Origin of the sequence: Dietzia sp. UCD-THP (genome assembly GCF_000349585.1) — a bacterium.
GTDB lineage: Bacteria > Actinomycetota > Actinomycetes > Mycobacteriales > Mycobacteriaceae > Dietzia > Dietzia natronolimnaea_A.
In genome coordinates, this window is the sequence record NZ_KB714653.1 from 102,477 (window position 1) to 128,168 (window position 25,692).

The window sequence follows — 25,692 nt, forward strand, 5'->3', positions numbered from 1 at the left end:
CACTCGGAGCGGGGCTGATCGGGCCTCGGTTCGCCGATCGCGTGTCAGGTCACCGGATGAAGGGCAGCGGGGGCAGGGTGACACCGTCCGGCAGCCCCACCTCGTAGTCGCCGAGCGATCCCGTGGTGACGATCGCCGCGTTCGCGGCCACCGCCACGCCGCCCGCGGCACCCGGTTCTCCACCGCGACCGTTGGGGGTTGTCGGGCCGGGAGCCGGCGGCGCCTCGGGAACGGCGACCGGGGCGGGCGGCGCCATGGGCATCCCGGGCAGCGGCGGCAGGACCAGCCCGAGGTCCATGACCGACTGCCCGATCATCGGGGCGGCGGCGATCGACCCACCGACGAGGACGACGGGCAGCAGGATCGGCAGTGACCCGACCGCTGAGCCGACAGTCGAACCCAACGGGGCCAGGGATGCGGTTAGGGATCCGACCGGGGCGAGCGAGCCTTCCACGGAACCCGGCTCCAGTGACCCCATCGGGAGAGAACCCTCCACCGAACCGTCGTCGAGCGAGCCGGGCTCCAGCGACCCTTCCAGGGAGCCGTCCAGCGACCCGGCCTCGGAGCCCACCGACAGCGGCGCCAGTGAGGCGGGATCGAGCGACCCCGGCTCCAGCGAACCCTCCAGAGACCCGGCCTCGGAGCCCACCGACAGCGGGGCGAGCGACCCGGCGACCGACGCGAGGGGAAGCTCGAGCGACCCCTCGAGGGAGCCTGCCTCGGACCCCGCCGACAGGGGCTCGAGCGATCCGGGCTCCAAGGACCCGGGCTCCAGGGACCCGGGCTCCAGGGACCCGGGCTCCAGGAAACCCTCCAACGAGCCCTCGTCCAGCGAACCCGGCTCAAGGGACCCCTCGCGCGAACCCTCGTCAGACCCGGCGGACAGCGGCGCGAGCGACGCCGGATCGAGCGACCCCTCGCCCCCCTCCGAACCGAGCGCAAGGAGCACCGTCAACGCCACGAGCGAACCAGCCTGGACGGATCCCGGCTCGAGAGATCCCTCGTCCGAACCCGCCGACAGCGGCTCCAACGATCCCGGCTCCAACGATCCGGGCTCCAGCGATCCGGGCTCCAGCGAACCCTCGAGCGAACCCTCGTCGGACCCGGCGGACAGCGGCGCGAGCGACGCCGGATCCAGGGAACCCGGCTCAAGGGAGCCATCCAACGAACCCTGTCCCAGCGAACCGGGGTCGAGGGAACCGGGCTCGAGGGAACCGGGCTCGAGCGAACCCTCGAGGGACCCCCCTTCTCCGGATCCCGCCGACCCGAGCAACAGCTCGAGATTCAGTCCCAGCCCGAGGTCGAGCGACCCCTCCTGGGCGCCTGCGACCGCCGGGGAGCCGGTTGCCGCGAGAAGGGCCGCGCCGGCAACGGCCGCCGCACGAATGTGTAGTGCACGTTTCGATGACATCTTCGGTCCTCTGTTCGGTCGGTGTCTCCACGCGGGATCGCTAGCACCAATCCCCCTGTCTCATACCCACATCGTGGAAACTCAGGATAGTGTTACGTTCGTCACAGTTCCACCGGTGCGGCGTAGATTTACTCTCGCCGTCGTCGGCCAGCCACCCAGCACCGCCTAGGCTCGGCGGGTGACCACCCCGCCTGACGCCCCGTCTCCCCGGATTCGACCGCTGCGTCGGATGGCGGACGGGACCGTCAAGCAGATCAACCCGTTCACCGGCACCGAGGTGTGGACGGTCCCGGGCCGAGGTAACCGCCCCGTCGACCATCACCCCGGCGAGGTCCGCCCGGTGGACCCGGTGGCCCCCGAGGCCCACTGCGCGTTCTGCGTGTCCCGCCTTCGCGAGACCACCCCCGAGAAGTCCCGCCTTATACGCGCCGGCGACACCTGGACGACGCTCGACCAGGTGGCACCGGACCGACTCGACCTGACGACGCCCGAGTTCCGACTTTTCGGAAACCTCTTCGAGATCGTCTCGCTCGACTACTGGAAAGCGGTCCACGGCTACCGGATCCCGGCCGGGGCCGCCGCGCATCAATCCGCCTACCTCGGGACCGAGGCCGGTGTCGAACACGTCCGTTCGCTGGTCCGGAACCGGATCGCCGCAGCGCAGGGGGATCCGTCGGTCGCCGATGCCATGGGGACCGCGGAACTGGCCGCCCGCTCGGAGAGCTTCTTCGGTGGCTGCCACGACGTCGTGGTGGCCCGACGTCACCTGGTCGACGGGGCCGTCTCCACCGACAGGTACTCCTCGTCGGGGTCCCTCGACCCGGACGAGCACCACCAGTTCATCGCCTTCACCGTCCGCGCCATGCGGAAGCTGTACCTCGACAACCCCCACGCCCGGTACGTGTCGGTGTTCCAGAACTGGTTGCAGCCGGCGGGCGCGTCGTTCGCCCATCTGCACAAGCAGCTCGTGGCGATCGACGAGATCCCCGCGAAGACCGCTCGCGAGGTGGCCGCCCTCGACCGGGAGCCGGACCTCTACGCCACCCTCGGGGTCGGTCTCGCGGTCTCGGAGGGGCTGGTGGTGGCGGCCAACGAGCACGCGGTGGCGGTTGTCGGGGTGGGGCACCGCTATCCCGCCCTCGTCGTCTATTCGCGATCAGCGGCGAGTGATCCGTGGGAACACTCGCCGGAGGAACTGCGCGGGGTCTCCGATCTGCTGCACGCCTGCCACGCCGCCACGGGCCCTCTGGTGCCGACAAACGAGGAGTGGCACACCCGACCGCCGGGGGTCGACGCCCCCATGCCGTGGCGGATCGTGCTCAAGTGGCGGATCTCCACCCCGGCCGGGTTCGAGGGGGCGACAGGGATCCACGTCAACACCATCGACCCGTGGGCCCTGCGCGATCGGGTCGCGCCGCGACTGGAGGAGTTGCGCGCGTCGGGGCTGATCGCCGACATGGCGCTCGGGGACGAGTGCGGGGAGCCGACGATCAGATAGCGCGACGCGCCCGCCCCCGGGGGAGCCCGGCCGCGGTGGCTTCTCGGATGCCCGGTACGGAGGCCGGGATCACCACGGGCCCGGAGAGCGCCGGGTCGAGCAGCATCGCGGTGGGCGTCTCCTCCGAACCCATGTTGATGCTGCGGCAGAGCTCGTAGGCGTCCTCGTCCCGCCAGATGTTGACCCAGTGCACCTCGAGCCCCTCCCGGGCGGCGCGCCGCCGCAGTGCGGAGGAGTACGGACACCCGGGACGCCACAGGACCACCACGGCGTGTTCGGTACAGGCGCTGCGCACCGACTGAAGGGGCTCGTGACCGGTCATCCTGAGCGGGGAGTTCCACAGTGCCACCACGGTGGTGAGCGCCAACACCAGCAGCGCCGGTGCGGCTCCGTGACCGAAACCCACGATGATCCACGCGAGCGCACACCCCACTGCCACGACGGCCACAGGGCCGAACCAGTGGCCGGGGACGATCTCGCGCCCCGCCCGTGCGAAGGGGTGTGTCACGCGCACGACCATACGCGTCCGCGTTCCGTGTTCGCCCGCGCATTGACCGAATTGTGATGCGTCCACGATCGGTTCCCGGTCTGTCGCGGGGGGAGGTAGCGTCGATGCGATGACGGACTCGCGCCCGCCGACCCCGGCCCCGCAGGCCAGCACCCGGAAGGTCCGCGACCTCACCGGACCCGGGATCACCACCGCGTTCGGGATGGAGGGAACCGACCTGGGGATCACCGCCCGGACGCCCTCCGGACGCCTGCTCGCCGTGTTCGGCGACACCTTCGCGGGGGCGGGGGTGGGCGCACCCCACGTGGGTCGACCCCACCCCGGGATCGCGCAGTGCACTCCCACCACCGACGAGCGGCCCGGGCCGGGGAATCCGGACTGGAGGTCCCCCGTCGGTCTGTTCGCCGACGACTTCGATGCGTCCGGAGGCCTGGTGTGGACGGGCGCGGCCGGAGCCGGCCCACCGGACTACGCGGGCCAACTCCTCGACTACGTCCACGGCCGGGGCTGTTCCACGATCCTCCCCGGCGACGTCCTGACCGTGGGGGACACGATGTATCTCCACGTCATGGTCAACGAGGGTCTCGGGACGGTCACCCGGACCGAGATCCACCGCTCCGTCGACGACGGCCACACCTGGGAGCCGACCGGCGTCACCTTCTCCCCACTGCTCGAGGGCGGGCACCGTCAACTGTGGACCTGGGAGTCGGGCGGAGACGGATTCGTCTACGTCTTGTCGACCGGTTTCCAGCGGGACAAGGGGGTCATCCTCATGCGGGTCCGTGAGGAGCAGCTGGCCGACCCCGGCGTCAACGGATGGCAGACGTGGGGATTCCGCGACGGGGCATGGGCCTGGGGCAACCCCACCACCATCGTGCTGCCGGGCCGTATCGGCGAGATGTACCTGCGGCGGTGCGAGGACTTCTGGACCCTCACCTACTTCAACGCGGAGCACTACCGGATCGACTGCCTCACCTTCCCGCACATCGGCGCGGACCTTCTCGACGGCTCGGTGACCGCCCACACCACACTCCTGCACGGCTGCGCCTGGGGTGACGAGTCCGACGGCTCCGATCCGGCCGCCGGCCCGGCGCGGGTCGCCCAGCTCTACTGCGGCTGCCCCGTACCCGGATCCACTCCGGAGCGGTGGCACCTCGTCGTGAGTCAGTGGAACACCCACGACTCGGCCGTGGGCCCGGCCGGCTGGCCCTACCGCTCGATGCAGTTCGTCAGCTCCATTCCCCGCCCGCCGGGCTCGCCCACCCCGCGCTGACCCGCCGCTGACCAGTCGCGGTCGCGCCCGCCCCGCCTCAGGCCCAGGGCAGGGGCCCGAGATTCCGCTCCGCCCACTCCCGGACGGCGTCGGCGGAGCGAATGTCCAGCTCGGTGGTGCCCACTTCGATCGCCTCGGGCCAGGGGGCCAGGCCCGCGAGCTGTCGCCCGAGCACCGCCACGGTCGCTTCCGACGGGTCCGAACCCGCGCGCCGCCGCTGTTCGATCCGCCGGACCAGTTCCCCGCGCGGAGCCGTACACGCGACCTCCACGAGTTCGGCGTGCGCGTCGGCGGCAACGGTCTCCGCCTCGGCGCGGCGGCGGGGGTCCAGCCAGGTGGCGTCGAGGACCACGCTGCGCCCCATCGCGAGCATGTCCCCGGCCACGTCGAGCATCCTGGTGTAGACGGCGGCGATCGCCTCCTCCGAGTACCGCCCCCCGCCCTGGTCCGCGGGGACGTCGGAGCGCAGGTCATCGGACCGGAGAAGCTCGGCCTTCAGGGCTACCGCCAGTGGTGCGGCCAGCGTCGATTTGCCCGACCCGGACACCCCTCCCACGAGAACCAACCGGACGCGGGCCCGCAGGAGGGCGTCGACGGCCCGGTCCGCGAGTTTCAGGGCGTCCCGCGCCTGCGCCCCTGCGCTCCCCGATTGGTCGGCCCGGATGGCCGTGACCTTGGACCGGACCAGCGCGCGGTACCCGATGTAGTGGTGGACGAGGGACGACGGGGCATCGTCCCCCGAGAAGTCCCGATACGCCTCGAGAAAGGCCTCGGCGAGGTCTCGAGCCCCCAACCTGTCGAGGTCCATCGCCAGGAATCCCGCGTCGAGCACGGCGTCCCCGAACCTCAGCCGGTCGTCGAACTCGAGACAGTCGATCACCCGGGGCCCGTCGTCCTCGAGGTAGATGTCGGCAGCGAGCAGATCCCCGTGCCCGTCGACCACCCGGCCGGCCCCGACGCGTGCGCGCAGGAGTCGCTCCCTTCCGCGGAGGTACTCCCCCGCGAGCCACTCCACGTCGTCGACGATCTCCGGTGCGTCCTCGCCGACGCTCAGCCGACGCAGGAGTCCGATCGACTCACGCCACAGCCCGGCCACGGCGTCCGGCGCGCCCATGGCCGCGACCTCCTCCGAGCGGGGACTCGCGGCATGCAGGTGGTCGAGCTGCCGACCCACCTCCTGCACGCCCGCCACGAGATCCGGATCGTCGGCGCGACTCGTGCCCGCCGCCCTCGAGCGGACCAGTGCTTCCAGGCTCCGCCGGGAGGGGAGTCGGCGCATCCGGACCACGTGGTCGATCACGTCGCCGTCGGGCCCGCGGACCTCGAGTACACCGCCGTAGACGTCCGGTGCCAGCCGACTGTTGAGCTCGACCTCCCGTCGGCTCTGCTCGGCGCGGGCCCCGACGGTCGTGTTGTCGAGGAAACCGAGGTCGATCCGCTTACGGACTTTGTGAGCCTCGTCACCATAGAGAATAATGAGAGCGCTGTGGGTCTCGACGACGGCAGGCGCCCCGTCTGCTGCCGGATCCGCGTCCGCAGGCGTGTCCATAACCCCAGCCTAGGCAGGTGCGACCCGGTTCGCTGCCAACCCCGCGACACGGGAGAACGCGCCCGGATGGAGGCCAGTGACCGAAGTGTTACCTCAAGGAACACTCAGCATTTGACCCCCTGACAGGGTCGGTGTCCGCTTGTAGTGTCGCCGACGCACCTCGCTTTCGATCGAGGTGCCCGCGATGAGAGACATCGGGGTCAATGAAGATGGGAGCTGTTCAGTACATGACGAACACCCACCGGAAGACCACCAACCGTACGACTGCCAAGATCGCCGCCGTCGGCGCGTTCGGACTCGGTGCCGCCATCGCGTTCCCCGGGTTCGCTGCCGCGCAGGAGGCCCCGAACGGGAGCCTTGAGGGACTCGCGGGCGACACCGGGAGCCTCACGGAGATCGCCGGGGAGAACGGCAGCCTGGCCGACCTCGGCCTCGGGACCGACCTCGCCGTCGACCTGGGCAGCCTCGCCTTCAACCTGAACCTCGATGCCGAGGCCTCCAACCCGGGCTCGGTCGAGCTCGGCAGCCTCGGCGTCTCGCCCAACACCGGCAGCGCCCTCCTCGACGGCGGCACCGACGCGGGCACCGGATCGCTGGACACCGGTTCGCTCGGTGCGGGCAGTGCCGACGAGGGCACCGACACCGCCACGGGCTCCGTCTCGGGCTCGGCTGACGAGAGCACCGACACCGCCACCGGCTCCCTCTCCGGCTCCGCTGACGAGGGCACCGACTCCGGCTCCCTCTCCGGCGAGCTCGCCGGTCTGAGCTCCGGCGCAGAGGCCGGCGCGGACCTGGGCATCGACGCCGGACTGTTCGCCGGCTCGCTGGGCTGACCCAGCAGCATCCGGTCACGCCGGATGCGCCCCCACGGCCCGGGGTCGTGGCTCCCGTCGGGGGTCACGACCCCGGGCCGTCGTGTGTCCGCTGACACGATGGGGAATGATGCAGTGGTGACGATCGTCGTGGCTTGCGGGGCCTTCAAGGGCTCTCTCACCGCTATCGAGGCATGCCACCACGCTGCCGCAGGTGCTCGCCGGGCCCATCCGGACACCGATGTGGTGGTGAGGCCGGTCGCGGACGGGGGCGGCGGCAGTCTCGAGGTGATGGTCGCCGGAGGTGCCCGCGAGGTGCGCGTGACCGCGTCCGGTCCCACGGGAGAGGCCGTCGAGACCTCCTTCGCCGCCATCGACCCCGACACCGCTTTCGTGGAGATGGCCGACGCCTGTGGGTTGCTCCGCCTCCCTGGTGGCCGGATGCGGCCCCTCGAGTCATCCAGTCGGGGCGTGGGCGAGGTTCTCCTGGCCGCGCTCCGGTCGGGCCGCGGCAACATCCACCTCGGCATCGGCGGCAGCGCCTCCACCGACGGCGGTACGGGCATGCTCTCCGCGTTGGGAGCCCGCTTTCTCGACTCCTCTGGCGCCGAACTTCCCGACGGTGGTGGCGCACTCGTGGACCTCGACCACGTCGACCTGGACGGACTCGACCCCGGGGTCCGCGCCTCACGCATCCTGGTCGCCTGCGATGTGGACAATCCACTGCTAGGTCCTCTGGGAGCGGCCCGCGTCTACGGGCCGCAGAAGGGGGCCTCCGCCGCTCAGATCGAGGTCCTCGAGTCGGGGCTGGCCCGCCTGGTCGAGGTCCTGCGCGGCCAGGGCCTCGCGGTGGATCCCGATGCGCCGGGCTCCGGTGCGGCGGGGGGCGTGGGCTTCGCGGCGCGGGAACTGCTCGACGCGTCCCTGGACCCCGGGTTCGAGGTGCTGGGCACCCTCACCGGCCTCGAGGACGTGGTGTCCGCCGCCGACCTGGTGGTGACCGGCGAGGGTCGCCTCGACGACCAGACGATGCACGGCAAGACCCCCATGGGAGTCGCGGCGCTGTGCCGCTCGCACGCGGTGCCCGTGGTGGCCGTGTGCGGACGCCTGGACCTGGGCGCGGACCGCGTGGCCGAGGCCGGGTTCGCGGCAGCGGCCGCCCTCACCGAGCGGGAGCCGGACCTCGCCAGGTCAATCGCCAACGCGGGCCCGCTGTTGGAGGACGTGGCCGCCGAGGTCGTCGCGCGCATCCTGCCCTGAGGGGCGTCACCGGCCACCCTGCCGACGACTCCGCCCCCTATTGTCGGGCGTCCGGCCGTCCCGTCACGGTCACGGCCGCTGCGACGCGGTCCTCGACGAGCATCCACATCCGTAACCGGTCCCCGGACCGGATGCGCCGGATCGTCATCACGGCCCCCGGCACCACGGGCCGCGAATACTCGATCACGATGCGGTGGCGTCCTCGCAGCAGGTCCTGGTGATCCAGGAGTTCGTCCTCCACCGCGTCGAGGTAGGCGGCGTTGTTGAGGTGCTGGAGCAGATCGAAATCGGTGCTGCGCAGTACGTGGGGTCGGTCCACCGGCAGATCCCGTCCCGGGGCCTCGGTGGGCAGGGGCTCGGTCATGGCGGCCCACCGCAGCCGGTGGTCCTGGGTGGAGGCGGAGAGGGTGGCAAAGCCCTCGTTGCTGATGCGGGCGGGCACGCCCTCGGCGTTGACGTTGATCCAGAACGCCTCGGTCTCCACCAGCCCGTCGGGTCGCGTGCCTGCGTCATCGGGGCCGGCCTGCGGGTCCGCCGTCAGGCGCACCCGCATGTTCGCCCACCGCGTGGAGAGTCCCGAACACCAGCGGTGGAGGTGAACGGTGGCCGGCCAGGTGATCGGTTCGATCACGTCGATGACGGTCCGCCGCACGATCCAGTACGGGTCGGTCCGCGCGTGCCCGGTGAACTCGAGATCGTCGCCCGCCACGTCCTGCAGGTACCGGGCGATACTGTCCAGTCTCAGCCTGCGCCGTGGGTCGACGTCGCCTGTCCGCACCGTGCGGGAGGTGGAGAACCCCGACTCGGCCGAGGGTGGCGGGGAAAGCGGACCCAGGCCGTCGTCCTGTTCCGGGTCGTCCTGTTCCGCGTGGTTCATCGGTGTGGTCCTCTCGCCCAGGGTCCCGGTGTCCGCGACCGGTGCGGCCACCGTAGGCGCCCCGCCGCAGGGAGTCGGGCACGGGCGCAGGGGGGATGGTCCATGATGGGGACACCGACAGAACCGGAGGTCGACATGCGCAAGTGGCTCCTCGGCGCCCCCGTCGCGGCCCTGGCCGCCGTCGCGGCCTCGGACCTGCGACAGACCAGGTACCCGATCCTCCGGACGTTCCCCGTGCTCGGGCACGCCCGGATGGCCCTGAGTTCCATCGGGCCCGAACTGCGCCAGTACATCGTGGCGGGCAACGACGAGGAGCGCCCGTTCACCCGTGATCAACGCGCCTGGATCCAGGAGTCGGCGGAGGGGCGGGCCACGACGTTCGGGTTCGGCACGGACAACAACATCGAGTTCCTCTCCGGATACCCGATCATCAAGCCGCGCACGTTCGCCGGGGTCACGGTGTCCGCCCACGCGCACTCCGCCGAGCAACTCCAACTCCCGCCGGCCAAGATCCTCGGCGCCGCCCGCGGCCGGGCCCGCGCATTCCGACCCGAGTCCCTGGTGTCGGTCTCCGGGATGAGCTACGGCGCTCTGTCGGCTCCGGCCCTCGAGGCCCTCAACCGCGGGGCCGCCCTCGCGGGAGCTCTGCAGAACACGGGCGAGGGTGGGCTGAGCCCCTACTATCAGAAGGGCGGTGACCTGGTCTTCCAGATCGGCACCGCCTACTTCGGGGTCCGCGACGCCGACGGCCGTCTCGACCTCGACGCGCTGGTCGCCCTCACCGAGAAGCACCCGATCAGGGCGATCGAGATCAAACTCAGCCAGGGTGCCAAACCCGGGCTCGGCGGCCTGCTGCCCGCCGCCAAGGTCACCGCGGAGATCGGGCGGATCCGCGGGGTCCCCACCGACCGCGAATGTGCGAGCCCCTCCCGACACACCGCCTTCCACGACGTCGACTCCATGCTCGACCTGGTCGAGGAGATCGCCGAGCGCACCGGCCTTCCGGTGGGCATCAAGTCCGCCGTCGGCGAACTGGAGTTCTGGGAGCAGCTGGCCTCCGCGATGGTGTCCCGGGAGCGCGGTGTCGACTTCGTCACCATCGACGGCGGCGAGGGCGGTACCGGAGCCGCTCCCCTCGTCTTCACCGACGCCGTGTCACTCCCGTTCCGGCTAGGCTTCTCCCGCGTGTACCGGGTCTTCGCGGAGGCCGGGCTCACGGACGACGTGGTGTTCGTGGGCTCGGGCAAGCTGGGGATCCCCGAGAACGCGGTGGTCGCGTTCGCCCTCGGCGTGGACATCATCGCCGTCGGTCGCGAGGCCATGCTCTCCATCGGCTGCATCCAGGCCCAGAAGTGCCACACCGACCGCTGCCCCACCGGCGTGGCCACACAGAACCCGTGGCTGGCCCGCGGAGTGGACCCGACGGACAAGGCCGTGCGGTGTGCGTCCTACCTCCGGTCGTTGCGACGCGACCTCGTCAAGGTCTCCGGCGCCGTCGGCGTGCCCCACCCGTCACTGATCGGGCCCGAGGACGTGGAGCTGGCCGACGGCACCCGGGAGTCGACGACCCTCGCGGAGATCTACGGATACCGGCCGGGATGGGGCCTGCCCGGGCCCGCGGACATCCGGCGCATCACCGATCTCATGTCCGCCAGCGGTGCTGCCGAGCACACCGCCGCCTACACGCCCCCGGGGCTCTGACCCACCCCTCCCGACCCTTCCGCCATCGAAAAGAGCGTTCCGCGCAGATCTACTCGACCGATGTGTGCGGAACGCTCTTCCCGACGGCCGCAGGCGGGGCCCAGCCACCACGCCGACGGCCGCGGGCGGGGCCCAGCGACTAGGCCGATACGCCGGCCCTGAGGAGCCCGAGTTCGCGGTTGAGGTTGGCGTGCGCCTGCTTCTCCCAGAGGTCGCGGCCAGCCCGCGTGAGGAAGACCGACTTCCGCTCCAGCAGTGCCTCCAGGGAGGCGATCCGCCCGGCCACGAACCGCTCGCCCGGCACGTGCGCGAATTCGTGGCGGACGTCCTGCGAGTAGGTGTCGTACGTCTCCGGGTCGGCCCCGAGGACCGCGAGATCGGCATCGGAGAGGACCGCGCCGTTGAGGTCCCCGGCCTCGACCCGGTGCCCGCCCATGAGCCGCACGAGGCGCGACACCTCGTCGACGGGGGCGGCCGGGTCGAGCGCCTTCTCGGTGAACGCCGCAGACTTGTCGTTGTTCTCCGACTCCGTGGGGTCGAACACAGCGGTGTGGAACCAGGCGGCCAGCCGGACGGCGGTCCCGTCGAACGCCTCGCCGTCCGACTCCAGGGCGTCGACGGCACGCAGCACCGCGCGCAGGTGCGTCTCGTTGTGGTAGCGACGCCGCGGTTCGTTCCACCGCTCGAGCAGATCCGAGCGCAGCCCGGGCGTGAGGAACTCGACCTCGGCGTCGAGGGGATCAACGGGTGCCGGACGGTCGGTATCCATGACCCGATGTTACCGCCGGACCCCGTCTCATCTGCGCGAATCACCAACCGCGACACCGGGACCGGCCCCACCACACCTCAGTCCTCGAAATCCGCCCCCGTGCGCGGCGGGAACCCCGCCAACGCCTCCTGCTCGGCCGCGTCGAACGTCCGGGCCCGGGACAGGAACCGCCTCCCGGTCGGATTCTCGAGGCTGAAGCCCGAACCCCGGCCCGGGATCGCGTCCAACACCAGCTGCGTGTGCTTCCAGGTCTCGAACTGGGAGCCCGAGATCCACACGCGCACCCGGGCTTCACCGAGGTCGAGCTCCCCCACCAGCACGTCGCGCTGGCCCACCCGGAACTCCCCGTCCGGGTAGCACATGGGCGCCGACCCGTCGCAGCACCCGCCCGACTGGTGGAACATCACCGGGCCGTGCCGGCCGACGAGCTCACGGATGAGCTCGGCGGCCGGCTCGGTGACCACGACGCGCGCCGGGAGACCGGGCGGCGCCCCCTCTGGCGGGAGGGCCCGCGCCGCGATGGGCACGCTCCCGCCCGAGGGGAGTCCGCAGACATCGTCCATCGCCGGTCCCTCCTCCTGTAACCCGCCGCGACTCAGAAGAAGCCCTGGGGCTTGCCCGAGTAGCTCACCAGCAGGCACTTGGTCTGCTGGTAGTGGTCGAGCATCATCCGATGGTTCTCGCGTCCGATGCCGGACTGCTTGTATCCGCCGAAGGCGGCGTGCGCCGGGTACTGGTGGTAGGTGTTGGTCCACACCCGGCCGGCCTGGATGGTGCGCCCGGCCCGGTAGGCGGTGGTGCCGTTGCGCGACCACACGCCGGCGCCCAGGCCGTAGAGCGTGTCGTTGGCGATCATCATGGCGTCGTCGAAGTCCGTGAACGAGCTCAGGCTGAGCACCGGCCCGAAGATCTCCTCCTGGAACAGACGCATCTTGTTGTGGCCGCGGAAGACGGTCGGCTGCACGTAGAAGCCGCCCGCGAGGTCGCCCTCGAGCTCCGCGCGCCCGCCGCCGGTGAGGACGTCGGCGCCCTCCTGCTTGCCGATGTCGATGTAGGACAGGATCTTCTCCAACTGGTCGTTGGAGGCCTGCGCGCCGAGCATCGTGTCGGTGTCCAGCGGATTGCCCTGCGTGATCTTGTTGGTGCGCTCGATCGCGAGCTCGCTGAACTCGTCGAAGACCGACCTCTGCACGAGCGCGCGTGAGGGGCACGTGCACACCTCGCCCTGGTTGAGGCCGAACATCGCGAAGCCCTCGAGCGCGGCCTGACGGAAGTCGTCGTCGGCGTCCATGACGTCCTCGAAGAAGATGTTGGGACTCTTGCCGCCCAACTCGAGGGTCACCGGGATGAGGTTCTCCGAGGCGTACTGCATGATCAGGCGCCCGGTGGTGGTCTCACCGGTGAAGGCGACCTTCCGGATCCGGGGGTTGGAGGCCAGCGGCTTGCCGGCCTCGGTGCCGAAGCCGTTGACCACGTTCACGACGCCGGGCGGGAGCAGGTCGCCGATCACGGACATGAGGAACAGGATCGACGCCGGGGTCTGCTCGGCGGGCTTGAGCACCACGCAGTTGCCCGCGGCCAGGGCCGGCGCGAGCTTCCACACGGCCATGAGGACCGGGAAGTTCCAGGGGATGATCTGGCCGACCACGCCGAGAGGCTCGTGGAAGTGGTACGCCACGGTGTCCTCGTCGATCTGCGAGATCCCGCCCTCCTGGGCGCGGATACAGCCGGCGAAGTAGCGGAAGTGATCGATAGCCAGCGGGATGTCGGCGGCCAGGCACTCGCGGATCGGCTTGCCGTTGTCCCACGACTCCGCCAGGGCGAGGGCCTGGAGGTTCTCCTCCATCCGGTCGGCGATCCGGAGCAGGACCAGCGACCGCTCTGCGGCGGAGGTGGCGTTCCAGCCGGGGGCGGCGGCCCACGCGGCGTCGAGGGCTGCCTCGATGTCCTCGGACGTGCCGCGGCCGACTTCGCAGAAGACCTGGCCGGTGATCGGGGTGACGTTCTCGAAGTACTCGCCCTTGACGGGAGCCACCCACTCGCCGCCGATGAAATGGTCGTAGCGGTCCTGGTAGGTCATCACCGAACCATCGGCGCCGGGCTGTGCGAAAACGGGCATCGTGCCCCTCCTTCTCCTCCGCGCGACCCCCGTGGTCGACGCTGTGATGTAGGACACTATGCGCGCCGGGGTTGCAGCAACGTTGCACGAGGTTCGGATCGGGCCGCGCCCGGGTCCGCACTGCCCGTCCGGGCAGGTCCGCACCCGTTCGACCTGCCGGAATCCACTGTTTCCCCTCGCTGCGGGCCCCCCGGTGGCCCTAGCGTCGGCCCCCATGCAGACCACAGCCACACCCCCGGGGCTCCGGGAGATCTCGGCGGTCCGGGGCGGACCGGGCCGACGGTTCGGGGCGTTCACCGTGCTCGCGGACGACCGTCGGGTGCGGATCGGGCACGATCTCGACGACGACGAGGTGAGCGAGGCACTGATCCCGGCCATGTCCCGCGATCTGCTCGCCACCGGGGTCCTGCACACCGTCGACGAGTTCCACCGGGCGGTGACCGCGCTCGTGACCTGCCGCGACGGGAGCTGGGACGAGTGCTGGTCCGCCTACTACCGGTCGTCGATCTCGGCGCTGTCCCGTGGCGACTGCCCGTTCTCCCCGGTCCATGACCGGGCGGTGGCGGAGATGGACGGCGACTCCGCGGTGGAGATCGGGTGCTGCTTCGGATTCCTGTCCCTCCGCCTCGCCCGGGAGGGCGTGAGGACCGTCGCGGTGGATCTCGACCCGTCCGTCCTCGGGCTCCTCCGGTCCTGCGCGCCGGCCGACGGACCGCTGCCCTCCCCGGTCTGCCTCGACGCACGGACGACCCCGCTGGCCGCGGGTACAGCGGACACCGTCTACCTGGTCCACGTCCTCGAGCACCTGGACGACCGCGAGGGGTGGGACATGGTCCGCGAGGCGCTTCGCCTGGCGCGGCGACGCGTGGTGATCGCCGTGCCCTTCGAGCCCGTCGCCGTGAGGCAATACGGTCATGTCCGGACCTTCGACATCCCCACGCTGGCCGCGCTCGCCGACCGGATCGTGTCGCTCTGTCGCAGCTGGTCCCCCGGGGTGCGGACGCGGGTCGACGAGCACCACGGCGGATGGCTCGTGGTCGACAAGTGACCCGCCCCGTCACCCCATCGCCAAGAGCGTTCCGCACACGTTTGCCGAGAAGAGGGTGCGCGAAGCGCTCTTCTCGTTGGGCCGTCCGGCCGGTGGAGGCCACTCGGGCGGGGCGGCGGGCTCGGTGGAGGCTGCGGGCTCGGGCGGGGCGGCGGGCGGGCTCGGGCAGGACGGGCGGGTGCGGGGCGGTCAGAGCAGGCCCTGCCGACTGGCCACGTACACCGCCTCGGCGCGCCGTGAGACCTTGAGCTTGCGGAGGATGTTGCTGATATGGAACTTGGCGGTGGTGGCCGAGATGAACAGCGTCTGACCGATCTCCTTGTTGGACATCCCCTCCGCCAGCAGCGTGAGGACCTCGATCTCCCGGGCCGACAGGGCCTCGGACGCCGAATCGACCCCTCTGAGCGCGTCCACGACCATGGAGGCGGTCCGCGCGTCGAAGGCGCTCTGCCCCGCCGACACCGACCGGACGGCGGTCACCAGTTCGGTGACGTCCACGTTCTTGACCACGTATCCCCGCGCCCCCGCCCGGACCGCCCGCACGACGATCGCCTTGTCGAGGAAGGTCGTGAGCACCAGCGGGGCGACCTCGGGGAACAGGTCGCGGACCGCCGCGCAGAGGCGCAACCCGTCCAGTTCGGACCCGCTGCCCAGCTTGAGGTCGATCACCGCGACGTCCGGGCGGGTCGAGTTGATGACCCCGAGGGCCGCGTCCGCGGTCGACGCCTCACCGACCACCTCGAGATCGGGCTCCCGCTCGAGCATCAACCGCAGACCCTCGCGGAGCACCGCGTGGTCGTCCACCAGCACGGTGCGGATCGTGCCCGGCGGGGTCGTCGGGCCGGTCGCCGGCGGGGTCGCCGGGCCGGTCGCCGGCGGGGGCATCGGGCCGGGACTCACCGGACCGGCCCCCGGGCCGCCGCGTCGAGGCCCCCGACACCGGGCGCCACCACGGTGATCGCCACCCCGCCCGCGTCGGACCCCGAGATGCGCAACACCCCTCCCACCATCTCCGCCCTCTCCCTCATGTTCACCAGACCGTGGCGCTCTTCCGGGGACCCGGTCCGCACGGCCTCGAGCAGGCCCCGCAGATCCTGCGGTCGCCCCACGCCGTCGTCCTCCACGGTGAGCGCCACGGCCTCGTCACCGAAGTCGAGGGTGACCACCACGCCGCTGCCCCGCGAGTGCCGCGCGGCGTTCGAGAGCGCCTCGCCGGCGATCCGGAGGAGCTCGTGCTCGATCCCGGGGGTCGTCGGCACCTCGTCGCCGAGGACCCGGACCTCGGAGGACATGGTCGACGGGACGTGGAGGCGGCACAGGTCCTCGATCAGCCGGCTCAGCCGGCCGTCCCCGTCGTCGATCGTGCGCAGGGCGTAGATCACGGATCGCAACTGGTCGACGGCCTGGTCGGTCAGGTGTACCGCCTTCTCGAGCAGGGGCCGCTGCCGGTCGGCGTCTCCCACCGCGTCGAGTCCGAGTTGGAGGTGCATCCCCGCGCCGAGGACGAGCTGGGACACGCTGTCGTGGAGTTCCCGGGCCATCCGGGACCGTTCCACGTCGAGGATCCGCTGGCGGTGCGCGGCGTCGAGCTCGCGGTGGGCGATCTCGAGCTCGGAGTTCCGCCGGGAGAGCTCCACCACGTGCCCCCGGGCCTCCTCGTACGCCTCCTCCGCCCGGGCGAGGAGCATCTCCTTGTCGCGGAACAGCACGGAGTTGTGCAGTGCGACCGCCGCCTGCGCGGCGAGGATCCGCAGGACCACGGTGTCGATGTCGTCGGCCTGCCTGCCCGGGTGACGCCACGACGCCAACCCTCCGATCACCCCGCCGTGCAGGATCAGCGGAACGGTGACCGCCTCCGGCCCACCGGCGTCCGCGACCTCGGCGGACCGGCCGCCGCGGAGGACCGCCAGGAGAACGTTGACCACATCCTTGGGCAAACCCTCCGGCACGGGCGCCAGGTCCCGTCCCTCGAACGCGACGAACCGGCCCTCGGGGTCCACGATGACGTGCCGGGGTTCGACTGACGGTAACTGACCGTCCCGCAGGGCCACCAGCGCCCACTCGGCGTCGAGTTGGTCGTAGGCGACCTTGAGGACGGACAGCATCAGCTCCTCGGGCCCCTCGGCGGTCCGCACCAGCGCCCCCGAGACGCGATCGAGCGCGTGCATGGAGCGGCGCAACCTGGACTCCGCCGCGCGGTACTGGTCGAAGAAGCTCCTCTTGACCGACCGGAGGCCCAGGAGCGAGTCCAGGTCCGTCGGCCCCTCGGTCATGACGCCTCCCGGTACAACCGTTCGACGTCCTCGAGGGTGACGGGACGCGGATTGGTGGCCATGCACAGATCGCGCAGGGCGTGAGCGGCCAGGGTGGGAATGTCCTCGCCCCGGACCCCCAGGTGAGTGAGCCCGGTCGGGATCCCGACGGACTCCGCGAGGTCCCGGAAGCGGTCCGCCACCCGGTCCGTCACCTGACCGGCGCGCGACCCCACGGCGACGCCGGCGGCGCGGGCCAGATCCGCCATGCGGTCCGGGTCCATCACCGCCCCGTTGTGCCGGACCACATGCGACAGCAGGATCCCGTTGATCTGGCCGTGGGACGCGTCGTACCGACCGCCCACCGGATGGCTCATCGCGTGGACCGCCCCCAGGACGGCGTTGCTGAAGGCCATCCCGGCCTCGAGCGAGGCGAGCGCCATGCTCTCCAACCGGTCGCGACCGTGCCCTCCCCCGTTGCTCCCACCTCGCCCGAACCGGTCGAGCGACCGTGCGCACAGTTCGACGGACCGGAGTGCGTGGGAGTCGGTCAACGGCCCCGCTGCGCGCGAGAAGTAGGCCTCCACCCCGTGCGAGAGCACGTCGACCGCGGTGGCCGCGCGCACGTCCTCGGGGACGGTGGCGTGCGTGCCCGGGTCGATGACCGTGACGTCCGGCACCAGCGAACGGCTCACGATGGTCACCTTGGTCAGGCGGTCCGAGTCGTTGACCACGCAGAACTGGGACACATCGGCGCCGCTGCCGGCCGTCGTCGGCACCGCCACCACCGGGGGCAGCGGCAACCGGACCCGGTCGACACCCTCGTACTCGAGGACGTGCCCGCCGTTGGACACCACCAGCGCGACCCCCTTGGCGGCGTCGATCACCGACCCGCCCCCCACCGCCACGATCACATCGCACCCCGAGGAGTGGTAGGTCTGCGCACCCTCGAGGATCTGTGATGCGCGCGGGTTCGGTCGAACGTCGGACCACACGACCGGCTCGGCACCCCGCGACGTCAGTTCGTCCACGACGGTCCCCGGCCACGGGGTGAGTTCGAGCCACGGATCGGTGACGACGAGGGGGCGACGGGCCCCCAGCCCCATGGCGGCGGTCGCGGCCTCGGGCAGGGCTCCGAAACCGAAGAGGATCTCCGGCGCGTGGAACTTGGCCACCCGGCCTTCCGCGGACATGACCTCACGATAGGCCCGGGCCATGTCAGGCGAGCGAGCTTCCCAGCAGACCTGCCCGTTCGGACAGTTCCGCGGGATCGCGCGCGGTCACCACCCCGTCCAGGTACCGGGCGTACCCGCTCAGCCCACAGCTCGGCCGGTTCCAGTACCTCCGGGCCTCCGGGGTGATCCACGCCATCCGGTGGGCTCGCCTGCTGATCCGCCCCACCAGGTCCTCCCGCGGATCGAGGCCGTTGCTCCGTCCGTCACCGACCACGAGGACGGAGGTCCGGGCGTCGATCAGGTCCCCGTGGCGGTCGAGGAGCTCGGCGAACACCCGTCCGTAGTCACTGCTCGCCTCCAGATCCAGACCGGGCGCGGCCAGCACGGTCGCCAGCGCCTCCGCGCCCGACGAGGACAGGAGGTGGTCGGTGACGTCGACGGGTCGGTCGACAAAGGCGACGACGGAGCATCGGTTGACCTTCTGATGCAGGCTCTGGGCCAGTCGCAGCACGAATCCGGTGACGGGACGGACCGAGAGCGAGACATCGACGAGGATCAGCAGCTTGAGCGGTCCGGGCACGCGGGTGCGGTTCATGAGGGTGAACGCCTCGCCGTCCGTGGCCCAGGCCCGGCGCAGTGTGGAGCCCGAGTCCAGCAACCCGCGCGCGAACGGTCGCGAACGCCGGCGGGGCGCTCCCCGGATCCGGCGCATCACCTCGTGTGACGCGCGCTCGAGGTCACCGTCATCGGTTCCCTCCGCGCGTCCGCGATCCTCGTCGTCGTCACCACCCCCACCGGGTCCACCGTCGGTGACGTCGTCCGTCAGGCTCCTGAGGAACTCCACGACCGCGTCGACGAACATCCCCACCTGGTCGCCCGGCGGTGGCCCGCCGTCCCCACCGCTCCCCGCATACACCTGGCGGGCGTCGTAATCATCGAGGGTCCGCAGGACATCGAGCGCGTCCCCCCAGTCCAACGACTCACCGCCGGACACCGAGAGCGCGGAGGACCCCATCTCCCCCACCCGGTCCGACGACGCGCGGTCCACCTCGATCTCGTAGGTGACCGACGACCGCCACTGCTGCGCGCCCTGTTCGACGGCGAACTCCTCCTCTCCCGTCGCGGTCGAGAAGTCGGAGTCGTCGTAGTGGATGTCCTCGTCACGACGGGCCGTGTCGTCGCCCTCGACCAGGTCACCGATCTCGGCCGGGTCCAGGTCCGACGGGGTGAACGGCGACGCCCCCTCAGAGTCCAGTTCCAGCTCGTCGGGCAGTGCCCCCGCCTGCGGATCCTCGCCTCGGGCGCCGGCGGCGACCTCGGTCCGGGCCGCGGGCACACCGAGGAAGAAGCGGTCGAACACCGCGTCGAAGACCCGGTTCTCCCGCTGGTACTTGACCGTCACCGCACGGAGCGCCGGCCGCAGCACCTCGGGCCGCGAGGCCCCCAGCAGCGCGAGGACCGTCCGCACCTCCACCACCTCGGCCGGGGACACGGCCACCCCGCGTTCCCTGAGGAGACGCCCGAACGCCACGGAGACGATGTCGAGGACCTCCGGGGGCGAGACGCAGGGCCCCGTCCCGGCCGTCATCGTCGTCCGATCCCACGCCCGACCGCGCTGCGGGCCCGGCCGGCCCCGAACGCGGCGGAGGTCGACGCCCCGGTCGCGTCGGCGGCCGCCCGCATGCCCCCGCGTCCGCCGGTCGACTCCTGCGCCGCCTCGACCCCACCGCCGGGCACGCCATCGATCGCGTCGCCGGGCACCCCGCTGAGCACCCCGCGCGCGGCGTCGTCGTCGGACCGGTACTTCAGGAGCGAGGCGGCCAGCACCCAACCGAGCTCCGGACTGTCCGGTTCCCACACGGACGCGGCCCGCGCCGCGTCCACCACCTCGGAGATCGACGGGGCCTTGCGCAGGGGCATCTCGCGCAGTCGGCGCGCCTTCTCCACCACCTCGGCCGCCACCGGTTCCGGTACCTCCGGCGCGCGGGACCGGACGATCTCCGTCTCCCTCGCGGCGTCCGGGAAGTCCACGTGGAAGTGCAGGCACCGACGCTTGAGGGCGCTGGACAGCTCCCGCGTGTCATTGGAGGTGAGCACCACCCAGGGAGTCGTTCGCGCGCGATAGGTCCCGAGCTCGGGGATCGTCACCTGCTTCTCCGCGAGCACCTCCAGCAGCATCGCCTCGAGCGACTCCTCGGTGCGGTCGATCTCGTCGATGAGCAGGACGACCGGGTCTTCTGAGGTGATGGCCTCGAGCAGCGGCCTGGTCACCAGGAAGTCCTCGCCGTGGATCCCCACCTCCATCTCCGCCAGCGCGGCCGAGGCGGCGGCGAGGTCCTCGTGCACCTGCAGTTCGGCCGTGATCCGGTCCCGGAGCATCTGGACGTGCAGCAGCTGCTTGGCGTAGTCCCACTCGTACAGCGCCCGGGCGTCGTCCAGGCCCTCGTAGCACTGCAGCCGGACCAACCGACGCCCGAACGCGGTCGCGAGCGACTTGGCCAGCTCGGTCTTCCCCACGCCGGCCGGGCCCTCCAACAGCAGCGGCCTGTCGAGGACCGTCGCCAGGTGCACGACGGTCGCCAACTCCCGGTCGACGATGTACCCCGTCGCCCGGAGCGCCTCCTGCAGGAGGTCGACGTCGATCACCGCGTCAGCGGGTCCCGCCTCGTCGGGGCGGTCTGCGATGACATCCATGGTCGGGCCCTTTCCGTGCTCGCCGATCAGTACGAGCCGGTCATGGCGTGCTCGACCATGGGGATGAGGGACTCGACCGTGGACTCGCGCGGGTTGCCCGGGGTGCACGCGTCACCCATCATGTGCTCGGCGATCCTGCGGACGTTCTCCGCGGAGGTGTCGATCCTGTCGCCCTTGCCCTTGTACTTGCCCGTGTCCATCTGGTTCTTCTCGTACAGCCCGGGCGTGATCTGGCTGAAGTTGTCCGGGATGCCGACGTCCTTGGACAACCGGATGGCGGCCTCCACCGCGGCGTCGGCCGCCTGGACGGTCGTCATGTTGCGGGTATCCACGCCCATCTGCGGGGCGAGTTCGGCATATCGCCGGTAGCGGGACGGCAGGTTGTACTCCCACACCCGGGGCAGAGCGATCGCGTTGTTCAGACCGTGGTGCGTGTCGTAGTACGCGCTGATCGCGTGGGACAGCGAGTGGATCATGCCCAGTCCGCCCGAGTTGAACGCCTGGGTGGCGATGTACTGCGCGTTCATCATCCCCGTGCGTGCCTCGAGGTTGCGGGGGTCGTACACGGCCGTGGTGAGGTTGTCCGCCACGAGCTTGGTCGCGTACAACGCGTTGCCCAGCGAGGGGGCGAAGTCGAGTCGGGACACGTACGGCTCCGAACAGTGCGCGAGGACGTCGAAGCCGCAGTACGCGGTGAAGTGCTGGGGGCAGGAGTAGTAGAGGAGCGGGTCGTCCATCGCCAGCGAGACCAGGCTGGCGTCGTCGAACGCGACCCACTTGTGCGGGTGGTCCATGTCCGAGGTGTCGGTGATGACGTACGCCCACGAGGTCTCCGCACCGGTTCCTGCGGTGGTGGACACGGCGATGTGCGGCGGGTTCTCGAAGTTGGTGGACTTGGAGAAGCCCTGGAACTCGTTGATGTCGCGGCCGTCGTGGGCGATCACCACGCGGGCGCCCTTGGCGGCGTCGTGGCTGGAACCCCCGCCCACCGAGATGATGCCGTCGCACTTCTCCGAGTTGTAGAGCGCGGCGGCGTCCATGACGTTGTAGTCCTTGGGGTTGGACTCGACCTTGTCGAAGACCACGACGTCGAGGCCCTGGTACTCGATCTTGCCCTTGAGCTCCTCGATGATCCCCGATCCGCGCAGTCCGGTGGTCATGATGAGGACGCGGGTCATCCCCAGCTTCTTGGCCTCCACGCCCAGGATGTCGTGCGCCCCCACCCCCAGCAGTGCCTTGGGGAGCGGGTGGAACTCCTTGATCGGCATGTCCCAGATCTGATTCAGTTCGATCGCCATCGTGCGCCTCCTGCTCGAGCGATCCCCACCATCGGCGGGGCGGTGTGTGTGACACCGATCACTCTCGCCCCGAGACCGCCCCCTCCGGAACAGCCCTCGGCACGTTCTGCCCACCCGGCACGCCACGGACGGTCCGGTCGGCCCCGCCTCACCTACCCGGGTGGACAGGTAGGCCCCGAATCGACACCGGCGGCAGCCCGCCGGGCCCCTCACGCCCCGAAGCGCTGGTCGAGGACACGGCACCGCGCCTCCGCCGCCGCCACCGTGGAGGCGTCCGCGTAGCGCGATCGCGCCAGGCCCCGCCACGCGGCGAGGTCCTCGCGACCGGCGCCGGCGACCCAGGCGCGGAGGACGGGGAGCCGATCCGCGGACAGGACCGCCGCGCGCACCATCGAGTGGATCTCCAGTCGCAGGTCGGCCACGCCGGGAGCGTCCGATGACGGCAGGAGCGGTCCCGGATACGCGGCGACCGCCCTCATGACGTCCCCGCACCCGAGCGCGTCCGTGACGTCACGGACGTCGGTGGCGAGCGCGCCCGGCGCCAGGCGGTAGGGCCTCGACCCCACCACATCCGTCCCGAGCACCCGCCGCAACCGGGAGACCTCGGCACGGACGCTGACCTCGTCCAGGCGGTCGTCGGCGAGCAGCTCCGCGAGCGCGCCACCGGTCAGCCCCTCCGGATGGGCGTCGAGCAGCACGCAGATCTCGGCGTGCCTGCCGGTCAGGACGCGACCGTCGATCCCGGGGACGTCCCCGTCGAGGACCCCCGCCCCCGGACCGAGGACCCGCAGCCGCAACCGCCCGCCGTCGGACCGGTCGGCAGCGGTCGGGCGGGGCACGACGAGACCGGCGGCGGTGCGCAGCTCCCCCTCCGCGAGCATGACCGTCGCCCGGATCAGCGCGAGCATCTGGTCCGAGGCGGCGCTGCTCGGACCGGTCACATCGATGAGCCCTATCAGCTCACCCGAGCCGGGGTCGTGCACGGGAGCCGCCGCACAACTCCACTCGTGCGCCATCTCGAGGTAGTGCTCGGATCCACGGACCCGCACCGCCGTGTCGTGCCTGAGCGCGAGGCCCGGCGCGTTGGCCCCGACCGCCTCGTCCGTCCAGACGGCCCCGGGGATGAACGCCATCGACTCGGCTCGTGACCTGACCCCCCGGTCGCCGATCACCCGCAGCAGCCGCCCGCGCTCGTCCGCGACGGCGACGATGTGTCCGCTCGACACGACGCCCGGGACGAGGACGGACTCGACCACCGGCAGCACCGACGCCATCCGGTGTTGCGCCACGTGACGAGAGAGGTCCGGCCCCTCCAGCTCGACCGACGGCGCGACCACCGTGGGGTCGATACCCCGATCCCTGCTGCGCTCCCACGACTCGGCCACCAGCAGGCTCGCCGCGGGTCCCGTGCCCCCGAACATGCCTTCAGTGTAACTCGTATCACACTATCGGCGATTTCGAACCTGACGGCCCCCTCATAAACGGATCCAAATAGACCGTGCTGGAGACGGGCGGCGACGAACCCTCTACACTTGCCAGTGATACAGGCCACACATGACCTAAGGATCGCCATGACGACCGAGTTCGCCACCCCTCCCGCCACCAAGTCCTTCCCCGTCGAGAACCTCGGCCGGCTCGTGTTCAAGAACGCGGAGGAGGCCCCGAACGACGTCGCGGTACTGCGACTCGTCGGAACCGACTGGACAGAGGTCACCTGCGCCCAGTACCTGCAGGAGGTCAAGGGGGTCGCCAAGGGCCTGATCGCCCGGGGCGTCCAGCCCGGTGACCGCCTGGCCATCATGAGCCACACCCGCTACGAGTGGTCGCTCATCGCCTGGGCCGCGTGGGCGGTCGGCGCCGTCACCGTCCCGATCTACGAGACCTCCTCGTCGGCCCAGTGCGACTGGATCCTCACCGACTCCGGCGCCACCTTCGCCGTGGTCGAGGATCTCGAACTCCGCGAGGTGATGACGTCCGGCACCGAGTGGAGCGGCGACATCATGGTCATCGAGAACGACCTGGTCGCACAGCTCACCGCCTCGGGAGCGGACATCTCCGACGAGCAGGTCGAGCAGGCCTCGCTGGCGATGGGCCACGAGGACCGGTGCGCCATCATCTACACCTCGGGCACGACGGGCAACCCCAAGGGCTGCGAGATCCTGCACGGCGGGTTCGGTGGCGTCGTGGTGGCCGTTGAGCAGCAGCTCCAGGACGCGTTCGTCCCCAACAGCCGCACCCTGATCTTCCTGCCGCTGGCCCACGTCCTGGCCCGCATCCTCGAGGTGGCCTGCTTCTACAAGCGCGTCGCCGTGGCCCACGAGCCCGACACCACCAAGGTCGTCGAGCGACTCGCGGAGGTCCATCCGACCTTCCTCGTGTCGGTCCCGCGCGTGCTCGAGAAGGTCTACAACTCCGCGGCGGGCAAGGCGGAGGCCGCCGGCGGCGCCAAGGCCAAGATCTTCAAGGCCGCGGTGCAGACCGCGATCGACTACTCCACGGCCATCGAGGGCGGCGGGAAGCCGTCCACGGGCCTGGCGCTCAAGCAGAAGCTGTTCTCCAAGCTCGTCTACTCGAAGCTGCACGACGCCCTGGGCGGCGAGTGCAACCGCATCATCTCCGGCGGCGGCCCCCTGGGCGCCCGTCTCGGCCACTTCTACCGCGGCGCCGGCTTCGACCTCCTTGAGGGCTACGGCCTCACCGAGTCCTCGGGCGTGCTGACCGTCAACCCGGTCGGCCAGGCGAAGATCGGCACCGTGGGTCGGCCGATCCCGGGCGTGACCATCCGGATCGCCGAGGACGGCGAGATCCTGGCCAAGGCCAAGACCTTGTTCAACGGCTACTGGCAGAACCCGAAGGCCAACGAGGACTCCTGGACCGGCGAGTGGTACCACACCGGCGACATCGGCGAGCTCGACTCGGACGGTTACCTGTCGATCACCGGCCGCAAGAAGGACCTCATCGTCACCGCCGGCGGCAAGAACGTGTCGCCGTCCCAGATGGAGGACCTCCTCTCGGCCGATCCGCTGATCAGCCAGGCCGTCGTGGTGGGTGACAACCGCAACTACATCGCCGCGCTGATCACCATCGACCAGGAAACCTTCCCGGCGTGGCGGGACAAGCACGGCAAGACCGGCGAGGTGGCGGACCTGCTCCAGGACGGCGAGCTGGTCGGCGCCATCCAGGACGCGGTGGACCAGGCCAACAAGTCCGTCTCCCGCGCCGAGTCCATCCGCAAGTTCAAGATCCTCGCGGCGGAGTTCTCGGTGGAGAGCGGTGAGCTCACCCCGACGCTCAAGCTCAAGCGCAACGTCGTGCACGACCGCTTCGGCAGCGAGATCGAGGCGCTCTACTCCGACAACTGAGTCCTCGACCGGTAGCGCCCGGGCCCCACGGGGTCCGGGCGCTGCGGCATTTCGCCGGCCCCGTCATTTCACGCGGGCGTGGTCCG

General features: G+C 71.0%; 21 protein-coding genes. 7 read left to right on the forward strand and 14 right to left on the reverse strand.

The annotated features are described in order from the left end of the window. Window positions 1-49: 49 nt before the first annotated feature. The gene (locus tag H483_RS32535) at window positions 50-1,411 is read right to left on the reverse strand and encodes a hypothetical protein (protein ID WP_017837525.1); all 1,362 of its coding nucleotides are present in this window, start codon (window positions 1,409-1,411) and stop codon (window positions 50-52) included. A 229-nt stretch (window positions 1,412-1,640) separates the two neighbouring features. Here H483_RS32535 and H483_RS32540 point away from each other — a divergent pair, with 229 nt between their 5' ends. Then, the gene (locus tag H483_RS32540) at window positions 1,641-2,909 is read left to right on the forward strand and encodes a DUF4921 family protein (RefSeq protein WP_017837526.1); all 1,269 of its coding nucleotides are present in this window, start codon (window positions 1,641-1,643) and stop codon (window positions 2,907-2,909) included. Here H483_RS32540 and H483_RS32545 read toward each other — a convergent pair. Next, entirely contained in the window at window positions 2,902-3,417 is a 516-nt protein-coding gene (locus H483_RS32545; RefSeq protein ID WP_238556327.1) for a hypothetical protein, read from the reverse strand. The two genes, H483_RS32540 and H483_RS32545, sit on opposite strands and share 8 nt — an antisense overlap. Before the next feature lie 109 nt (window positions 3,418-3,526). Between H483_RS32545 and H483_RS32550 the strand changes: the two genes are divergently transcribed. Continuing rightward, window positions 3,527-4,690: a DUF4185 domain-containing protein gene (locus tag H483_RS32550; protein WP_017837528.1), complete on the forward strand. Its 1,164-nt coding sequence runs from the start codon at window positions 3,527-3,529 to the stop codon at window positions 4,688-4,690. A 37-nt stretch (window positions 4,691-4,727) separates the two neighbouring features. Here H483_RS32550 and H483_RS32555 read toward each other — a convergent pair whose 3' ends face one another. Continuing rightward, window positions 4,728-6,239 (reverse strand): bifunctional aminoglycoside phosphotransferase/ATP-binding protein, encoded by a 1,512-nt coding sequence (locus H483_RS32555; protein WP_017837529.1) that lies wholly within the window; start codon window positions 6,237-6,239, stop codon window positions 4,728-4,730. 227 nt (window positions 6,240-6,466) lie between these two features. On the opposite strand from H483_RS32555, the gene H483_RS40475 reads away from it, so the two are divergent. Both H483_RS40475 and H483_RS32565 read left to right on the forward strand, forming a co-directional pair. Then, window positions 6,467-7,072: a hypothetical protein gene (locus tag H483_RS40475; protein WP_042329944.1), complete on the forward strand. Its 606-nt coding sequence runs from the start codon at window positions 6,467-6,469 to the stop codon at window positions 7,070-7,072. Window positions 7,073-7,171: 99 nt separating this feature from the next. After that, window positions 7,172-8,311, forward strand: coding sequence for a glycerate kinase (locus H483_RS32565; RefSeq protein WP_031265006.1), 1,140 nt, complete (start codon window positions 7,172-7,174; stop codon window positions 8,309-8,311). Window positions 8,312-8,348: 37 nt separating this feature from the next. On the opposite strand, the gene H483_RS32570 is transcribed toward H483_RS32565, so the two are convergent. Beyond that, a complete protein-coding gene (locus H483_RS32570) occupies window positions 8,349-9,188 on the reverse strand; it encodes an acyl-[acyl-carrier-protein] thioesterase (protein ID WP_081615211.1) in 840 nt (279 codons plus the stop codon). Between the two features lie 135 nt (window positions 9,189-9,323). Between H483_RS32570 and H483_RS32575 the strand changes: the two genes are divergently transcribed. After that, on the forward strand, window positions 9,324-10,889 hold the full coding sequence (locus H483_RS32575) for an FMN-binding glutamate synthase family protein (RefSeq protein ID WP_017837533.1): 1,566 nt from the start codon (window positions 9,324-9,326) through the stop codon (window positions 10,887-10,889). A 139-nt stretch (window positions 10,890-11,028) separates the two neighbouring features. On the opposite strand, the gene H483_RS32580 is transcribed toward H483_RS32575, so the two are convergent. The 3 genes from H483_RS32580 to H483_RS32590 form a co-directional block, all read right to left on the reverse strand. Then, the gene (locus tag H483_RS32580; protein ID WP_017837534.1) at window positions 11,029-11,658 is read right to left on the reverse strand and encodes a hypothetical protein; all 630 of its coding nucleotides are present in this window, start codon (window positions 11,656-11,658) and stop codon (window positions 11,029-11,031) included. Window positions 11,659-11,735: 77 nt separating this feature from the next. Next, on the reverse strand, window positions 11,736-12,221 hold the full coding sequence (locus H483_RS32585; RefSeq protein WP_017837535.1) for a DUF779 domain-containing protein: 486 nt from the start codon (window positions 12,219-12,221) through the stop codon (window positions 11,736-11,738). Between the two features lie 32 nt (window positions 12,222-12,253). Continuing rightward, the gene (locus H483_RS32590) at window positions 12,254-13,777 is read right to left on the reverse strand and encodes an aldehyde dehydrogenase family protein (RefSeq protein ID WP_017837536.1); all 1,524 of its coding nucleotides are present in this window, start codon (window positions 13,775-13,777) and stop codon (window positions 12,254-12,256) included. 214 nt (window positions 13,778-13,991) lie between these two features. On the opposite strand from H483_RS32590, the gene mftM reads away from it, so the two are divergent. Next, window positions 13,992-14,825, forward strand: coding sequence for a mycofactocin oligosaccharide methyltransferase MftM (gene mftM, locus H483_RS32595; protein WP_017837537.1), 834 nt, complete (start codon window positions 13,992-13,994; stop codon window positions 14,823-14,825). Between the two features lie 189 nt (window positions 14,826-15,014). On the opposite strand, the gene H483_RS32600 is transcribed toward mftM, so the two are convergent. From H483_RS32600 to H483_RS32630, 7 genes are all read right to left on the reverse strand, one after another. Beyond that, window positions 15,015-15,710 (reverse strand): response regulator transcription factor, encoded by a 696-nt coding sequence (locus H483_RS32600; RefSeq protein ID WP_017837538.1) that lies wholly within the window; start codon window positions 15,708-15,710, stop codon window positions 15,015-15,017. A gap of 11 nt (window positions 15,711-15,721) precedes the next feature. Further along, entirely contained in the window at window positions 15,722-17,098 is a 1,377-nt protein-coding gene (locus H483_RS32605; RefSeq protein ID WP_017837539.1) for an ATP-binding protein, read from the reverse strand. Next, window positions 17,095-18,270 carry an iron-containing alcohol dehydrogenase gene (locus tag H483_RS32610; protein ID WP_152427997.1) on the reverse strand — a complete coding sequence of 392 codons (1,176 nt, stop codon included), beginning with the start codon at window positions 18,268-18,270 and terminating at the stop codon, window positions 17,095-17,097. Before H483_RS32610 ends, H483_RS32605 begins: the two co-directional genes overlap by 4 nt. Window positions 18,271-18,295: 25 nt before the next feature. After that, entirely contained in the window at window positions 18,296-19,840 is a 1,545-nt protein-coding gene (locus H483_RS32615) for a VWA domain-containing protein (RefSeq protein ID WP_017837541.1), read from the reverse strand. Continuing rightward, window positions 19,837-20,946 carry a MoxR family ATPase gene (locus H483_RS32620; protein ID WP_017837542.1) on the reverse strand — a complete coding sequence of 370 codons (1,110 nt, stop codon included), beginning with the start codon at window positions 20,944-20,946 and terminating at the stop codon, window positions 19,837-19,839. Before H483_RS32620 ends, H483_RS32615 begins: the two co-directional genes overlap by 4 nt. Before the next feature lie 26 nt (window positions 20,947-20,972). Continuing rightward, on the reverse strand, window positions 20,973-22,244 hold the full coding sequence (mdo, locus tag H483_RS32625; RefSeq protein ID WP_017837543.1) for an NDMA-dependent methanol dehydrogenase: 1,272 nt from the start codon (window positions 22,242-22,244) through the stop codon (window positions 20,973-20,975). Window positions 22,245-22,453: 209 nt separating this feature from the next. Further along, window positions 22,454-23,665, reverse strand: coding sequence for a GAF domain-containing protein (locus H483_RS32630; protein WP_017837544.1), 1,212 nt, complete (start codon window positions 23,663-23,665; stop codon window positions 22,454-22,456). Between the two features lie 150 nt (window positions 23,666-23,815). On the opposite strand from H483_RS32630, the gene H483_RS32635 reads away from it, so the two are divergent. Then, entirely contained in the window at window positions 23,816-25,606 is a 1,791-nt protein-coding gene (locus H483_RS32635; protein ID WP_017837545.1) for a long-chain fatty acid--CoA ligase, read from the forward strand. Window positions 25,607-25,692: the final 86 nt, after the last annotated feature.

Coding starts and splice junctions, on each gene's coding strand:
- H483_RS32535 (WP_017837525.1), bottom strand. CDS start 1,411: ATGTCATCGAAACGTGCACTACACATTCGTGCGGCGGCCGTTGCCGGC.
- H483_RS32540 (WP_017837526.1), top strand. CDS start 1,641: ATGGCGGACGGGACCGTCAAGCAGATCAACCCGTTCACCGGCACCGAG.
- H483_RS32550 (WP_017837528.1), top strand. CDS start 3,527: ATGACGGACTCGCGCCCGCCGACCCCGGCCCCGCAGGCCAGCACCCGG.
- H483_RS32555 (WP_017837529.1), bottom strand. CDS start 6,239: ATGGACACGCCTGCGGACGCGGATCCGGCAGCAGACGGGGCGCCTGCC.
- H483_RS40475 (WP_042329944.1), top strand. CDS start 6,467: ATGACGAACACCCACCGGAAGACCACCAACCGTACGACTGCCAAGATC.
- H483_RS32565 (WP_031265006.1), top strand. CDS start 7,172: ATGGGGAATGATGCAGTGGTGACGATCGTCGTGGCTTGCGGGGCCTTC.
- H483_RS32570 (WP_081615211.1), bottom strand. CDS start 9,188: ATGAACCACGCGGAACAGGACGACCCGGAACAGGACGACGGCCTGGGT.
- H483_RS32575 (WP_017837533.1), top strand. CDS start 9,324: ATGCGCAAGTGGCTCCTCGGCGCCCCCGTCGCGGCCCTGGCCGCCGTC.
- H483_RS32580 (WP_017837534.1), bottom strand. CDS start 11,658: ATGGATACCGACCGTCCGGCACCCGTTGATCCCCTCGACGCCGAGGTC.
- H483_RS32585 (WP_017837535.1), bottom strand. CDS start 12,221: ATGGACGATGTCTGCGGACTCCCCTCGGGCGGGAGCGTGCCCATCGCG.
- H483_RS32590 (WP_017837536.1), bottom strand. CDS start 13,777: ATGCCCGTTTTCGCACAGCCCGGCGCCGATGGTTCGGTGATGACCTAC.
- mftM (WP_017837537.1), top strand. CDS start 13,992: ATGCAGACCACAGCCACACCCCCGGGGCTCCGGGAGATCTCGGCGGTC.
- H483_RS32600 (WP_017837538.1), bottom strand. CDS start 15,710: ATGCCCCCGCCGGCGACCGGCCCGGCGACCCCGCCGGCGACCGGCCCG.
- H483_RS32605 (WP_017837539.1), bottom strand. CDS start 17,098: ATGACCGAGGGGCCGACGGACCTGGACTCGCTCCTGGGCCTCCGGTCG.
- H483_RS32610 (WP_152427997.1), bottom strand. CDS start 18,270: ATGTCCGCGGAAGGCCGGGTGGCCAAGTTCCACGCGCCGGAGATCCTC.
- H483_RS32615 (WP_017837541.1), bottom strand. CDS start 19,840: ATGACGGCCGGGACGGGGCCCTGCGTCTCGCCCCCGGAGGTCCTCGAC.
- H483_RS32620 (WP_017837542.1), bottom strand. CDS start 20,946: ATGGATGTCATCGCAGACCGCCCCGACGAGGCGGGACCCGCTGACGCG.
- mdo (WP_017837543.1), bottom strand. CDS start 22,244: ATGGCGATCGAACTGAATCAGATCTGGGACATGCCGATCAAGGAGTTC.
- H483_RS32630 (WP_017837544.1), bottom strand. CDS start 23,665: ATGTTCGGGGGCACGGGACCCGCGGCGAGCCTGCTGGTGGCCGAGTCG.
- H483_RS32635 (WP_017837545.1), top strand. CDS start 23,816: ATGACGACCGAGTTCGCCACCCCTCCCGCCACCAAGTCCTTCCCCGTC.